At 57.4% G+C, this 14,145-nt stretch carries 12 protein-coding genes and 1 tRNA gene; 9 read left to right on the top strand and 4 right to left on the bottom strand.

What is annotated here, in order from left to right:
- Positions 1–38 precede the first annotated feature (38 nt).
- From QZ292_RS00200 to QZ292_RS00185, 4 genes are all read right to left on the bottom strand, one after another.
- The gene (locus QZ292_RS00200) at positions 39–1,913 is read right to left on the bottom strand and encodes a hypothetical protein (RefSeq protein ID WP_294596083.1); all 1,875 of its coding nucleotides are present in this window, start codon (positions 1,911–1,913) and stop codon (positions 39–41) included.
- On the bottom strand, positions 1,906–2,610 hold the full coding sequence (locus QZ292_RS00195; RefSeq protein WP_294596080.1) for a hypothetical protein: 705 nt from the start codon (positions 2,608–2,610) through the stop codon (positions 1,906–1,908). The genes QZ292_RS00200 and QZ292_RS00195 overlap by 8 nt, the downstream gene beginning before the upstream one ends.
- A gap of 32 nt (positions 2,611–2,642) precedes the next feature.
- Positions 2,643–3,419, bottom strand: a complete 777-nt coding sequence (gene kdsA, locus QZ292_RS00190) for a 3-deoxy-8-phosphooctulonate synthase (protein ID WP_294596179.1) — start codon at positions 3,417–3,419, stop codon at positions 2,643–2,645.
- Positions 3,420–3,566: 147 nt separating this feature from the next.
- Positions 3,567–4,844 carry a replication-associated recombination protein A gene (locus tag QZ292_RS00185; protein WP_294596175.1) on the bottom strand — a complete coding sequence of 426 codons (1,278 nt, stop codon included), beginning with the start codon at positions 4,842–4,844 and terminating at the stop codon, positions 3,567–3,569.
- Positions 4,845–4,910: 66 nt separating this feature from the next.
- On the opposite strand from QZ292_RS00185, the gene QZ292_RS00180 reads away from it, so the two are divergent.
- From QZ292_RS00180 to QZ292_RS00140, 9 genes are all read left to right on the top strand, one after another.
- The gene (locus QZ292_RS00180) at positions 4,911–5,393 is read left to right on the top strand and encodes a metallophosphoesterase family protein (protein ID WP_294596076.1); all 483 of its coding nucleotides are present in this window, start codon (positions 4,911–4,913) and stop codon (positions 5,391–5,393) included.
- A 98-nt stretch (positions 5,394–5,491) separates the two neighbouring features.
- Positions 5,492–8,212, top strand: a complete 2,721-nt coding sequence (locus tag QZ292_RS00175; protein ID WP_294596073.1) for an N-acetylmuramoyl-L-alanine amidase — start codon at positions 5,492–5,494, stop codon at positions 8,210–8,212.
- A complete protein-coding gene (locus QZ292_RS00170) occupies positions 8,209–8,589 on the top strand; it encodes a VOC family protein (RefSeq protein ID WP_294596070.1) in 381 nt (126 codons plus the stop codon). The genes QZ292_RS00175 and QZ292_RS00170 overlap by 4 nt, the downstream gene beginning before the upstream one ends.
- Before the next feature lie 53 nt (positions 8,590–8,642).
- Positions 8,643–9,383: a hypothetical protein gene (locus QZ292_RS00165; RefSeq protein ID WP_294596067.1), complete on the top strand. Its 741-nt coding sequence runs from the start codon at positions 8,643–8,645 to the stop codon at positions 9,381–9,383.
- 12 nt (positions 9,384–9,395) lie between these two features.
- Positions 9,396–10,841: a potassium transporter TrkG gene (locus QZ292_RS00160; RefSeq protein ID WP_294596063.1), complete on the top strand. Its 1,446-nt coding sequence runs from the start codon at positions 9,396–9,398 to the stop codon at positions 10,839–10,841.
- A gap of 32 nt (positions 10,842–10,873) precedes the next feature.
- Entirely contained in the window at positions 10,874–12,496 is a 1,623-nt protein-coding gene (locus tag QZ292_RS00155) for an SPOR domain-containing protein (protein WP_294596060.1), read from the top strand.
- Complete coding sequence (locus tag QZ292_RS00150) at positions 12,493–12,957, top strand: NfeD family protein (RefSeq protein ID WP_294596057.1); 465 nt, start codon at positions 12,493–12,495, stop codon at positions 12,955–12,957. Before QZ292_RS00155 ends, QZ292_RS00150 begins: the two co-directional genes overlap by 4 nt.
- A gap of 37 nt (positions 12,958–12,994) precedes the next feature.
- Positions 12,995–13,972: a flotillin-like protein FloA gene (gene floA / locus QZ292_RS00145; RefSeq protein ID WP_294596054.1), complete on the top strand. Its 978-nt coding sequence runs from the start codon at positions 12,995–12,997 to the stop codon at positions 13,970–13,972.
- Positions 13,973–14,051: 79 nt separating this feature from the next.
- A tRNA-Ser gene (locus tag QZ292_RS00140) sits at positions 14,052–14,140 on the top strand.
- Positions 14,141–14,145: the final 5 nt, after the last annotated feature.

Here is a 14,145-nt window from a genome sequence, read left to right as displayed (position 1 = left end):
AAAGCATATTTCGTGCCACGAATAGCCCCCGCACCGGATCACCGATAAGGAATCACCTGCGGCCGCTCGGGAGCGAAGTCGATCTCCTTGAAGTCCGGCTCGCTGGAGATCGAGAAAGTACGATACCCCACGTCCGGAGGCCTGTTGAAGGCATATCCGAACCGGATCTCCACGTTGTTGAGAATCAGCCGCTCGTTCCGAATCCGCACCCCGGCACCGATCGCCCCCGTAAACCGATTGCGGAACAGGTTGTTGTCGTATCCGAGCCACCCGGCATCGCCGCACAGGAAAAAGGCAAAACGGAAATGGTACAGAAAAAGCGGAGTGAAGACCACCGTCTCGGAACCAAAGATCAAACGGTTGTAGCCGGTCATTCGCCAGTTCGCCCCCAGCCCGCGGATGCCCCGTCCCCAACGGTTTTCATACCGCAGCGCCTCCCGCTCCCCCTCCAGCCGATGAAATCCCATGGTGGCCGACATCGTACCGAACTGACGGATATAACTCGTCCGCACCCGCAACAAAGGGGTGAAATATTTGATATGGCCCGTCACCACCGACTGCTGCAGGCGATAATTCCGCGTAAAATAGGAACCCATCGCCAGACTTGCCTCCAGGTAGCTGTTCCGAATCAGATTTCCCCAATACCCCCGGATACCCCAATAGTCTCTCGCTCCGAGCAACTCCTCCCACTGCCGACCGCCGACCAGCTCGAACCGGAAACCGTAAGGGATGTCCTCCGTCCGTCCGAATCCGTAGATCATATTCCCCTGAAAATAGTTCCGCCGCGAGAAACCGAAACCGAACAACAGCTGCGTGGAGTGGTGATAGTAGGGGTTCAAAGTCTCCGCGACCTCCGGCCGGCTCAAATAGCGCTCCCGATCCAGCGAAGCCGTCACATAGACGTTCGTCCCGTTGCGCCAATCCAGACACCACGACCGTCCTCCCCAACCGCCCAACCGGAACCGGCCGATACGGTACGACGTATCCGCCCGGGTCATCTCTTCGCGCTGGTCGGTCCGATCGGCCGTAAAGCCATAGGCCCATCCCGTAGGGAGAATGAACGGGTGGGTCACGGTGAACCGGGCCACACGATGCTCGGCCCCGCCTCCCAATCCGATGGTCGCATCGGTAAAATGTCCCAACAGGTTCCGGGCGGTGTATTCGGCTCCGAAACCGAAATGGGTCAGACTTTTGTCTCCGATCACCTCCAGCTCCAGCTCGTCACCCGTCCCGAGAAAGTTCCGGTCGAAGACCGAAAGACTCCTCTCCAGACGTCCCCAATCGACATCCACGCCGATCGACCAGTTATCGCGCGCAAAGATGTGTACCGATACCCCTGTCGAGTCGCTCCGGTCAGGCAGGACGACAAAATAGGCGGTCGCCAGGTTGGGTAGGCTACGCAAGAGCTCTTCGTTGATTCCCAGCACATAAGGATTGAGGGTGTCACCGACCTGAAAAAGCAGATTCTGCTGCAACTGCGCAGGATGGGTTTGAATATGGATTTTGTCGATCGTCCGTTGCAGCCAGCTTACCTTTTGTGTCGTATCGCGCGGCGAAAAGACATTGGCCAACGTCCAGTGGATCGCAGTGATCCGTTTGCCGGAGAAGTACTCAAAATAGTTCCGGTTCTGTTTAAAATCGAGCGAAGGAGTCCCCTCGTCGCTGCTGTTCCGGCTCCGGATCAGCGACCGGAACAGAAAGCGCGTGAAGGCGTTCTTGTATTTCCGCAACCGCAAGGTATCATAGAAGGCATCCGACCGGGCGCTCCGTTCCCGATAGTTGATCGGCACGATGGCCGTATCGGCATGCAACTGGGTCGAATAATGCGGCGGGAGCTGTCCGCTGGAGGTGAGAACGGCTACTCCGAAAAGGATGATCGAGAGGAGGAAAACGATATGTCTCCCATTACACATCGTCCGAACGGAACTGATACCCCAGCCGTTTCCCGGTCTGGAGTTTCGAGTTCTCAATTTTGGTATTCATCTGATCCACCGTCACCAGTTTGACCGTATCGTACGGCGGCACAAGGAGGTCGAAGTCCAGCGTATAGGCCATCGTATTTTCGATAATCTCGGTCAAGGCATCCTGAGTAATGGCCCCCTGCCCGAAATTGTCGTGGCGGTAGGTCACCTGTCGTTTCCCCTCGACCATATACTGGAATTCGCGGTTGATAAAGATCCGTGCCACGAGATACCCCTCGTCCGCCGACCGGTTGTACCGGAACGAGTCCGAGAGGAAGTTGTAGATGTTGATCACCCCGCAATAGGAGTTCTGTTTGTCCTGCTTCACATAGGAATTCTGCCAGATGATATTTTCCCGTTCGAACTGGAAGACGTTGGTGTGCATGCTGAAGATCAGGATATCGCCGGCCAGCTGGAGCTGCGCTTCGAATTTCCCCCGGTCGCGGTATTCCAGCTTGACACGCCGATCGGTGACCCCTTCGAGCTGTTCATTGACCTCGACGGCGTATTCCTGTAAAATCTCTTTGAGTTGTCCGAAAACCTGCTGCGTATTGTCAAAAATCCGCTGCAAGAGCACCGATTTGGTTTTCAGCGTCTCCACAATCTGTTCGCGTTTCCCGGCAGCGTTCGCCGTCTTGTTCTCTTCCATACGGTGAATGAAATCCTAATTGAGTGGGACGATTAAAACGAGAGGACGGTCGTTCGCAATGCCACCAGCCGTTCGAGCATTCCCTCCATCCGATCCAAAGCCAGCATATTGGCTCCGTCCGACAAAGCCCGGGCCGGATCGGGATGCGTCTCGACGAACAGGCCGTCCGCCCCCACCGCAATCGCCGCCCGGGCGATGGTCTCGATCATCTCCGGCTGTCCGCCCGTCACTCCGCTGCTCTGATTGGGCTGCTGCAGCGAGTGGGTGATGTCCACCACCACCGGAAATCCCGTCCGCTGCATGATCGGTATCCCCCGATAATCCACGACGAGGTCGTAATATCCGAACGACGTGCCCCGGTCGGTCAGCATCACCTTCTTATTTCCCGTCTCCGTGATCTTCTCGGCCGCGAAAACCATCGATTCAGGGGCCAAAAACTGCCCCTTCTTGATATTGACCCACCGTCCGGTCTCGGCCGCCGCCGTCAGCAGGTCGGTCTGCCGGCACAGAAAGGCCGGAATCTGGAGCACATCGACATATTCGGCCGCCATCGCCGCCTCTTCCGGATTATGGATGTCGGTCACCACCGGCACCCGAAACTCCCGCCGCACCTTGGCCAACAACTCCAACGCCCGAATATCGCCGATTCCGGTAAACGAGTCCGACCGGCTGCGATTGGCTTTCCGATACGACGCCTTGAAGATATACGGAATCCCCAGCCGCGAGGTAATCTCCACCATCCGGCCGGCGATCTCCATCACCACCGCCTCATTCTCCACCACACACGGCCCGCCCATCAGGAAAAACATCCCCCGCTCGGAAGATGCTGTCGTAAACCCCGGAATCTCTACCCGAATATCCGCCTCGTCGGCCTTGTTCCGACAACAATGCATGGTCATAAAAGTCGCTTTTTTCTGTAAATTTAACCGTTTTTCCGCGAAATCCAAGCCCCGCGGCTAATATTTCCCACCCCACAACTCTTCCATACGGGCTTTCAATTTCTCTTCCGCCGGGTTTTCGGCCGGTTCCCAAAACCGCGTCCCCGCAAGCCCCTCCGGCATGAATTCCAGATCCACAAAATGGCCCGGATAATCATGCGCATACTTGTACCCCGTCCCATATCCCGCCTTCTCCATCAGCGGGGTAGGGGCGTTCCGCAAATGCAGCGGCACCGGCCGGTATCCCTCCCGCTCGACCTGCGCCAAAGCCTTGTTGATCGCCACGTAGGCCGAGTTGCTCTTCGGTGAAGTGGCCAGATAGATCGTCGCCTGCGCCAGCGTAATCCTCGCTTCCGGCATCCCGATGTTATGCACCGTGTTGAAACAAGCCTCGGCCAGCAGCAGCGCGTTCGGATTGGCCAGCCCGATATCCTCCGAGGCCAGTATGCACAATCGCCGCGCGATGAACCGCGGCTCCTCGCCTCCCGCCAACATCCGTGCCAAATAGTAGATCGCCGCATTCGGATCGCTCCCCCGCACGCTCTTGATAAAGGCCGAAATCACATCGTAATGCTCCTCGCCCCCCTTGTCATACCGGGCGACGTTCTGCTGCAAAGCCCCACGCACCGTCTCGTCATTGATGACCACAGGCGCGCCCTCTTCCGCCATCCGGCAGAGCATATCGACGATATTCAGCAGCTTCCGCGCATCGCCGCCGCTGAACGCGAGCAACGCCCCCGTCTCCTCGACACGGACATCCGCCTCTTTCAGGCAGATATCCTCCTTAATCACCCGATCAAGTAACGTCAGCAAATCCTCTTCCGCCAGCGGTTTGAGAATATAGACCTGACACCGCGAGAGCAGCGGCCGGATCACCTCGAACGACGGATTCTCGGTCGTCGCCCCGATCAGGGTCACCACCCCCTGTTCGACAGCTCCGAGTAGCGAATCCTGCTGCGCCTTGTTGAACCGATGGATTTCGTCGATAAACAGCACCGGCGGCGCCGAGTCGAAAAATCGGTTCGACTTCGCCTTCTCCAACACCTCGCGCACCTCCTTCACCCCTGCATTGATTGCGCTGAGCGTGAAAAACTTACGCTCCAATGACCGGGCCATAATCTGGGCCAGCGTCGTCTTGCCCACCCCCGGCGGCCCCCACAGAATGAGAGACGAGAGGTTGCGCGACGCCACCAGTTTGCGCAATACCCCCTCCGGCCCGACCAGATGGGCCTGGCCGATATACTGATCCAACGTCGTGGGACGCATCCGCTCCGCTAATGGTATGCTGCTCGTCATGATATACAAAGATACTCCGGTTTCTCAAATTATTATAACTTTGGTGCGCAATAGCGCGATTCCGTCATGATCAAGATAGGACTGATTTCCGACACCCACGGCACATTCGACGACAAAATCCGCCATTTTCTCGATCCGGTGAGCGAGATCTGGCACGCCGGCGACATCGGGTCGCTGGAGCTGGCCGACGAAATCGCCGCCTTTCGCCCTCTGAAAGCGGTCTACGGCAACATCGACGACTACCGCGTACGGACAGTCTATCCGAAATTCCAGCACATCGTGTGCGAAAATCTGAGCATCGTCATGACTCACATCGGCGGCTATCCGGGGCGCTACGAGCCCGAAGCGCGGATGTGGATCGAACAGGTTCACCCCGACCTTTTCATCAGCGGCCATTCGCACATCCTCAAAGTAATGAACGATAAAAAGTATCATCTATTGCATATGAACCCGGGCGCGGCGGGATACGGATACCAGGGGGTACGCACCGCCCTGCGGTTCACGGTCGACGGCGACCGGGTGACCGAGCTGGAGGCCGGGGAGTTCTGACGATGCGACGATTTGTTCTCTTATCGACCGGATTATTATTTCTCTCGATTTCAGCAGTTTATTCCACTTCATCGGAACCGGCGCTTTCAGGGGCTGAATTGAAAATCGAACAGCAGAATATCCTGAAAAAACTCGGGAAACGCCCTGCACTGTTCGATCCGTGGCGAAGCGAATCGATACGGAGCGTCGTATTGGAGCGGGTCAAACTGAGTCCCGATAAAAAGCGGCTGGAGCTCTATTGCAATGTGGGGCTGGCCCAGATCGCCATCCGACAGGAGCTGCTCGAAAAATGGGCCGACGAGGTGCGAAAAACGCTGGGAACGGCATATCAGACGTGCGACGTACGCTTTTTCGCTTACAAAATCCCGGCCGAACGGTTCATTCCCAATGCTTTCCGTCCAAAAGAGGGGCGCGATCCGAAACGCACGAGCACGCCGATCCACATCCGTCCGCTGACCCGCCGTGCCGATCGCTCGGGGTATAGTCTCGGATTGGGCGGACGGCATATCGCCCTGTGGGGAGGCCACGGAAAATATTACGAAGAGGGGGATTCGGCCTGGGTCTGGCAGCGTGCTCCGCTGTTCACCACCATCGAAGACCTCAATACACAGGAGTTCGCCGCACGCTACCTCGCCCCCATGCTGGAGCAGGCCGGGGCGGTCGTCGTCATGGCCCGCGAACGCGACCCGCAACCCGAAGAAATCATCCTCGACAATGACAACCCGGCGCAGGGAGGGCGAGGAATCGACACCGTCGGAAAGTGGGAAAAAACAAATTTCGGGTTTGCCATATCGGACACTTTAGACAATCAGAATCCGTTTCGTCAAGGCACCGTATTAAAGGCCGATATCTCGACCCAGTTCAAGCCTTCATTGACCTATCGCATCACTTTAGATCGACCGGGAAATTACGGCGTCTATGTCAGCTGGAAAGCTTTGCCTACGAACCTGACGAACGCCCGTTACACGGTTTTCCATGCGGGCGGCTGCGCCGCATTCGAAGTTAATCAACGCATCGGCGGGTCGACGTGGATCTGGCTGGGACGGTTCGACCTCGACAGCACCTCGAAAATCGTCCTGAGCGCTCCGGAAAAGGCGACCGCAGGTACGCTGACCGCCGACGCCGTGAAGATCGGCGGCGGCCGGGGCAACATCCGGCGCGGAGAAACGACCAGCGACGTGGCACGCTATGCCGAAGCGGCCCGCTATTGGATGCAATACAGCGGCGTGCCGGACTCGATCTACGCACAGGAGACCTTATCCCCTGAAAATGAAGAGGGAGCACAGCTCGACTACATCGATAACTTCAAGGGGAACGGGGACTGGTGCAACTACATCCGGTACGAGAAAAAAATCCCGCTGGACGCGGCCGTCGGCCTGCATACGGACGCCGGCATCTGCGACTCCATCGTCGGCACCCTCTCCATCCACTATACGGACCGAACGAGAGCCCAATACCGAAACGGGAAGAGCAAACTGGCCGCCCGCGACCTGGCCGACCTGGTGCAGACCCAGATCGTGAACGACCTCCGGGCAGGGCATGAACCGCACTGGACACGGCGTGCGGTCTACGACAAAAGCTACGCCGAAATCTCGCGGCCGGACATGCCGGCTACGCTGATCGAGATGTTCTCGCACCAAAATGCCGCCGATATGGCGCTGGCGATGGATCCGACCTTCCGGTTCGACATGGCGCGGGCGATTTACAAAGGCCTGCTACGTTTTCTGGCCGACCGCTACGGACAGAAATATATCGTACAACCCCTACCGCCATCGTCGGTCTATGCCGAACCGCTCCCCGGAGACTCCGTTCGGATCGGATGGCGGCCGACCGCCGACCCGCTCGAACCGACAGCCGTTCCGAACCGGTATCGCATCTGTCGGCGCAGCGGGACAGACGGGGTATTCGACGAAGGAGTCGAGACACGCTCCACCCGGATAGAGCTGCCGATTCCGCGGGACGGGCGGGTGTACAGCTTCCGGATTACAGCGATCAACGAAGGAGGCGAGAGCTTCCCGAGCGAAATTCTTTCCGTCGGCCTGAGCCCGGCAGAGCAGGGGAGGGCATTGGTGGTGAACGGTTTCACCCGGCTCAGCCCGCCGGCCCTGCGTCACGACAAATCAGGCAAACTATTGGGATTCGACATGGAGGCCGACCCGGGCGTTCCGTACTACAACGACCTGTCGATCATCGGGCCGCAGACCAACTTCGACCCCTTCTCGCCGTTCGAAGACAACCGTCAGCCAGGCTGGGGCGGCTCTTCCGAGACTTGGTTTCCCGGCGGTGCAGGCGGCAACTCGTTCGACTATCCGGCCGTGCACGGCGAGGCGCTGCTGGCGGCCGGCTATTCGTTCGTCAGCTGCTCCCGCGCGGCTTTTTCCCGCCGGACAATCCGCCCGACCGACTACCGGCTCGTCGATCTGATTCTGGGCGCCCAACGAAGCTATCCAAAACGGTGCAAAATTTTTGACCGGCAGTTATACAGCAAGTTACAACAGATAACTAAAGATTCGATTCCACTGTTGATTTCGGGCAGTTACCTCGGCTCCGATCCCGCTGTTTCGGACGAGATGCGGCAAGGCTTGGGATACGTTTTCACCGAGACCGTCCCCAATCCGATACCCAAACGGACGGATCGGTATTTCACCCCCACTTTCGATCGTTTGCAGCCGACGGAGAGCAGCCGGCAGCTGGTTTCGGAAGGGTGGCCGACAGCGGGAGTGCGGAACGGAAAGATCATCCTGCTCGGATTTCCGGCCGAATATCTGGAAAAGAGCACTTTACAAAGTTTATTTCAACACATTTCCACCTTGCCATGAAACTGGGACACGCCGCCTTGTGGTGCGCCGATCTGGAAGCCGTGCGCACCTTTTACGAAACCTATTTCAACGGCCGCAGCGGCCCGAAATATGTCAATCCGACCAAAGGTTTCGAATCCTATTTCATCCGTTTCGAGGGCGATGCGGCCCTCGAAATCATGCGGAGCACGCAGGTCGTCGAACGCGGCGCGACACCTGGCCTCGGCTGGTGCCACATCTCCTTCACCGTCGGCTCCGAAGAGGCGGTACATACCTTAACTGAACATTTAAGAGCAGATGGCTATCGTATTTTGTCCGAGCCCCGTAGAACCGGAGACGGATTTTATGAGAGCTCGGTGGCAGACCCCGAAGGAAATCCGGTCGAAATCTGTGCTTGAACCGAACGAAAAAAAAGCTATTTTTACGGTCGCTTAGCTGAACGATAAAACATATGGGGGTCAAACATAAAATCCGGCTGGGTTTCACGGCCATCGGCATCCTGCTTTTCCTGTCGGGCATCATCTCGTCGCTCGAACTGGTGCGCTTCAACCGCACGACGCACAACCTGCTGGAGCGAAGCCAGAACTGCATCGAACGGTCGAAAGAGATGCTCGATGCCGTACAGGAGCAAAATACGGCACTCCTGCTCCGGATTACCCACAACAACCCGGGCGCCATCTACGACTCGATGCTGGTCAAAAGCGGCCGGGACTTCGAACAGGCTTTGCAGAGCGTGGGAACCGACTTTCGCGACCCGTCGCAATTGGAGGCCATCCGCACGGCGGCACGCTACTACAACAGCATCGTCTCCCAGGCCGACGACACGACCGATATCACCTGGTTTACGGACGTCTACAAGACATCCTACTACAACCTGACCTACGCCATCAAGGAATTCATGGTGCAAATCCAGGAGCGCACCATCGACTATACGGCACAGCTGGAACGCAACGCCTATCGCTCCTCGATGGTCGGGATCATCGCCCTGGGAGGAGGCATTCTGCTGCTGCTGGTCTTCTACTTCATGCTGAACAGCTACTTTCTCGATCCGGTGCTCCGGATCACGCGCGCCTTGAAAGGATACGTCGATTCGCGCCTCCCGTTCGAAGTGAATGTCGCCACACAGGACGAAATCAACACCCTCCGGGAGAACATCGCCGCTCTGGTTTCGGCCCATAAAAAAACGAAATAGAACGGGGAAACGATGAAATTCGGAGTCGTCATACGCTATGTCGGACTGGTGCTGCTGTTCAACGCCGCATTCATGCTGATTTCGGCCCTGATCTCGCTGTTCAACGGCTTCGATACGGGATTCTACCCCTTGTTGGTCAGCTTTCTCATCACCTCGATCATCGGTTCATTCCCCCTGATCTTCGTGCCGAACGACCACAACCTCTCGAACAAAGAGAGCTACGTGATCGTGGCGATGTCCTGGGTGATCTCCTGCCTGTTGGGCATGCTGCCCTACCTGATCTGGGGCGGAGAATTCTCCCTGACCGACGCCTGGTTCGAGAGCACATCGGGATTCACCACCACCGGCGCGACTATTTTGAGCGATATCGAGGCTCTGCCGAAAGGGCTGTTGTTCTGGCGCGCCTCGACCAACTGGGTCGGAGGTGTGGGCGTCGTGCTGTTCGCCCTCGTGATCCTGCCTTCGATGGGGCGAATGAAGATGAGCCTGACGAGTGCCGAAATGTCAATGATGGCCAAAGACAACTTTCGGTACACTACGAAAAAAATCCTGAAAATCATCGTCTTCGTCTACGTCGGCCTGACCCTGTGCGAAACGGTCGCCCTGACGGCGGTCGGTATGGAGCCGTTCGACGCCGTGACCAACTCTTTCTCCACCATCGCCACCGGCGGGTTCTGTATCAGGAACCAGAGCATCATGTACTACGACAGCGTGGTGATCGAGACGATCGTCCTGATTTTCATGCTCGTTGCGGGGATACACATGGGCTTGGTCTACGCCACCATCTGCGGCAAACACAACAACATGTTCCGGTCGGAAGTCACGCGATTTTATATCCTCTCGATCGTTATCTGCACCGCCATCGTGGCAGCCGGGCTGCTGATGAACCACAACTACTCGACCTTCGGCGAAGCGATACGCTACGGAACCTTTCAGGTCGTCTCGCACATCACGACCACCGGATTCGCCTCGACCAACGACGCCTTGTGGCCTCCGCTGGCCATCATCACCATCATCTACTGCATGATCCAGTGCTCGATGGCCGGATCGACCTCCGGGGGGATCAAAGCCGACCGCGTGCTCCTGATTTTCAAAGCGATCCGGGCCCGAATGCTGAAGCTGCAACATCCGAACGCCGTGATCCGCATCAAACAAAACGGCATCACGCAGGACGACGGAACGGTCAATGCCGCCATCCTGCTGGTCGTCATTTACATGCTGAGTGCATTGGGCGGAACCGTGCTGCTCACGGCGATGAACATCGACCTGCTGACCAGCTTCACCGCAGCCATCTCCAGCTTGAGCAACGTCGGGCCCGGATTCGGAAAAATCAGCAACCTGGACAACTTCGGCGCCTTGCCCGCAGCCGCCAAATGGTTGCTGACGGGGTTGATGCTCTTCGGGCGTCTGGAATTTTTCGGATTTCTCCACGTTTTCATGCTCCGCAGTTGGAAATGACCGGAATAATCTCTATTTTGCGTTTGCAACCGATGATAAAAAAGATTTCATACCGTATCGTATGGTTCGGCTGGTGCTGGCTGGCGGGAACGGGAGTCGTGTGCGCACAGGGAGTGCGGATGGCGGGGCTGACCGAAAATGCGGAATATGCCCGGTTGCTCCGGGAACAACAGGCACTGAAAGCGCGCGAAGATTCCACCCGGTCGCTGATCGAACGGAACCGGCAACTGTTCGGAGAGGGAAACGATCGGGAGCGGATCGGAGGGGAGATCGTCCGGCTGGAGGGCGAACTCTTCGACATACGGAGCAGGATCGGAAAAATTACGGCACGAGTGGCGGAGATGGAACAGGCCTATCTGTTTGAACATATGGACGCAGAGGAGGAGGCCTCGCCGGGCGGCGAAGGAGAAGGGGAGAGTGGCGTTGCGGGAGAGCGAACCTTGTTCGACAATCCGTTTTTCGTCGAACATCTGAGCCGGAACGATCGGACTTTGTTCGGATTGAGCCCTCGGATCGAGCCGGAAGTCATGAAAATCAATCGGTTGATCTCCGGGCTGTACGACCAGCTTTCCACCGTAAAACGGCAATACGAAGCGGCGGACGACGAAATCGCCATCGACAGTCTGTGGAGACGCGCCGGAGAGCTCAAGGAGCAGATCGAACAGGTCGATGCCCTGATGGAACGGCTCTGGTTGGTGATTTACGACCGGAAGCGGGACAACTATCCGGTGCTGGTCGATCAGATCGGCACCCTCGACCGGCTGCAGCTCGAACAGCTCGACCGGGAGAGCCGTCAGGTGCGACGTGCCGAGGGGTGGGCGGGCGAACAGCTCGCACCGCTGGTGGCGACCTATCCGCTGCAAAAGCGGCTGATGCTCGATTACGAAATTGCCATGGCAGAGGCCTTGGGACTGGCTGCGGCGCAGGATTCATTAGTGACGGAACGGGGGAAATACTCGGCCGAGAAGCTGGCCGAAGAGATGACCTATCGGGACATCCGGTTCGAACCGCGGAGTCTGGTTATCTATGCACCGGTCGTGAAAACGGATAATCCGGCGGAACGGAACTACACGACCGTGGAGGACATTCCGGCGCTCCATGTGCCGAAGTCAGGAGTTTATTACACGGTACAACTGGCCAGTTACACGACACAGCCGAAAACTATCGATGTGTTCAAAGGCATGACGCCGATTATGTCGCAAAAGACGGCGAACGGGCAGTGGCGTTATCTGGCAGGCGGTTTCGACACCTATGCGGCGGCAAGCGCAGCAGCGGCACAATTAGTGCGGGGGGGATTCCGGGCCACTGTCGTGGCTTATGCCGACGGGAAGATCACGACGGCCGTGAAAGCAAAGGCACTCGAAGCGACTAATAAGACAGATGCTGCGCGCGAGGGGGGGTCGGGATCGACAGGCTCTGCCGTGCAGCAAAAAGGGGGATTCAACGTGCAAATCATTCCGGCGGAACAGAGACTTTCGACCGCCATTCGCGAGATTGTCAAGGCCAGGGCGGCCGGAGCGACCATCGTGCGGAATACGGCGGGGAATGAAGTGGTGTACTCCATCGGCGCCTTCGCCACCCGGAAAGAGGCGGAGGCACTGATCGGCGCGCTGGGCGATCAACCGAATATCCAAATGAAAATCGTGGCATTATGATACTCTGGATTACACTGCTGATCCTGCTCGGCCTGCTGCTTTTCATCGCCGAACTGGTTCTCCTGCCGGGCATCACCTTGGCAGCCGTGGGGGCATTCATTTGCCTGGTGGCGGCAGCGACATGGGCGTTCGTAGGAGGAGGATTGGTGACCGGATTCATTGTTCTCGGAATCATTCTCTTCTGTTTGAGCATTCTGACCTTGCTGTTTTTGCGGCCGAAGACATGGAACCGGGTCGCTTTGAAAACCAATATCGACTCGCAGGTGCAGCCGGTGGAGATCGAAAAACAGGTGGAAGTGGGTGTACAGGGCTACACCTTGACCCGGCTGGCCCCGATGGGGAAAGTGCAGATCGGCGACACGATCTTCGAAGCGAAATCGTTGGACAGCTACATCGATCCGCGGCGCGAAGTGGTCGTGATCGGATACGACAACGCCAACATCATCGTCCGGCCGCTCTGACCGAACCGGGCACAGACCGAAATACATTTACAAACATATGGAAATCTCGACAACCGCCATCATCATCGCCGCAGTGGCCATTATTCTGCTGTGGCTGATTCTCTACTTCATTCCCGTCGGCCTTTGGTTCTCCGCCCTGGTTTCCGGCGTACGGATCAGCCTGTTGCAGCTGGTTCTGATGCGTTGGCGCAAAGTGCCGCCGGCTACGATCGTATCGGCTATGATCGAAGGAACGAAAGCCGGACTGCACCTCAATCCGAACGAACTGGAGGCGCATTATCTGGCGGGCGGACATGTCGCCAATGTCGTCCATGCACTGGTCTCGGCACAAAAAGCCAATATCACGCTCGATTTCAAGATGGCCACGGCTATCGACCTGGCAGGACGGGACGTGTTCGAAGCGGTGCAGATGTCTGTCAACCCGAAAGTTATCAATACTCCACCGGTGACAGCGGTGGCCAAGGACGGGATTCAGCTGATCGCCAAGGCGCGGGTGACCGTGCGGGCCAATATCAAACAGCTGGTCGGCGGGGCCGGCGAAGAGACCGTGCTGGCAAGGGTGGGCGAGGGGATCGTCTCGTCGATCGGGTCGTCCGACTCGCATAAGAGCGTGATGGAGAATCCGGACTTCATTTCCCGGGTCGTATTGGAAAAAGGACTCGATGCGGGAACCGCTTTTGAAATCCTCTCCATCGACATCGCCGACATCGACGTGGGACGCAACATAGGCGCCGTCCTTCAGATGGATCAGGCCAATGCGGACAAAAACATCGCACAGGCTCGGGCGGAAGAGAAACGGGCCATGGCGGTGGCGCTGGAGCAGGAGATGAAAGCGAAGGCACAGGAGGCCCGTGCTAAGGTAATCGAAGCGGAGGCCGGCATTCCGATGGCGATCGCCGAAGCTTTCCGGAGCGGGAATCTGGGTATTATGGACTACTATAAGATCCGTAATATTCAGGCAGATACCTCGATGCGCGAAAGCATCGGCAAACCGGGCGACGTGAGCAAACACTAATATTTAGCACAGAACCTCGATTTTGATTTGGAAATAAGGAGCGAAAGTTCTACATTTGTACCGCTTTCAGCACCTTTCGGGAGAGATGGGTGAGTGGCTGAAACCAGCAGTTTGCTAAACTGCCGTACGGAGTAATCTGTACCGGGGGTTCGAATCCCCCTCTCTCCGCAGAA

It is taken from the genome of uncultured Rikenella sp. (genome assembly GCF_910577125.1).
Lineage (GTDB): Bacteria > Bacteroidota > Bacteroidia > Bacteroidales > Rikenellaceae > Rikenella.
This window is presented reverse-complemented; position numbering and strand designations above follow the sequence as displayed.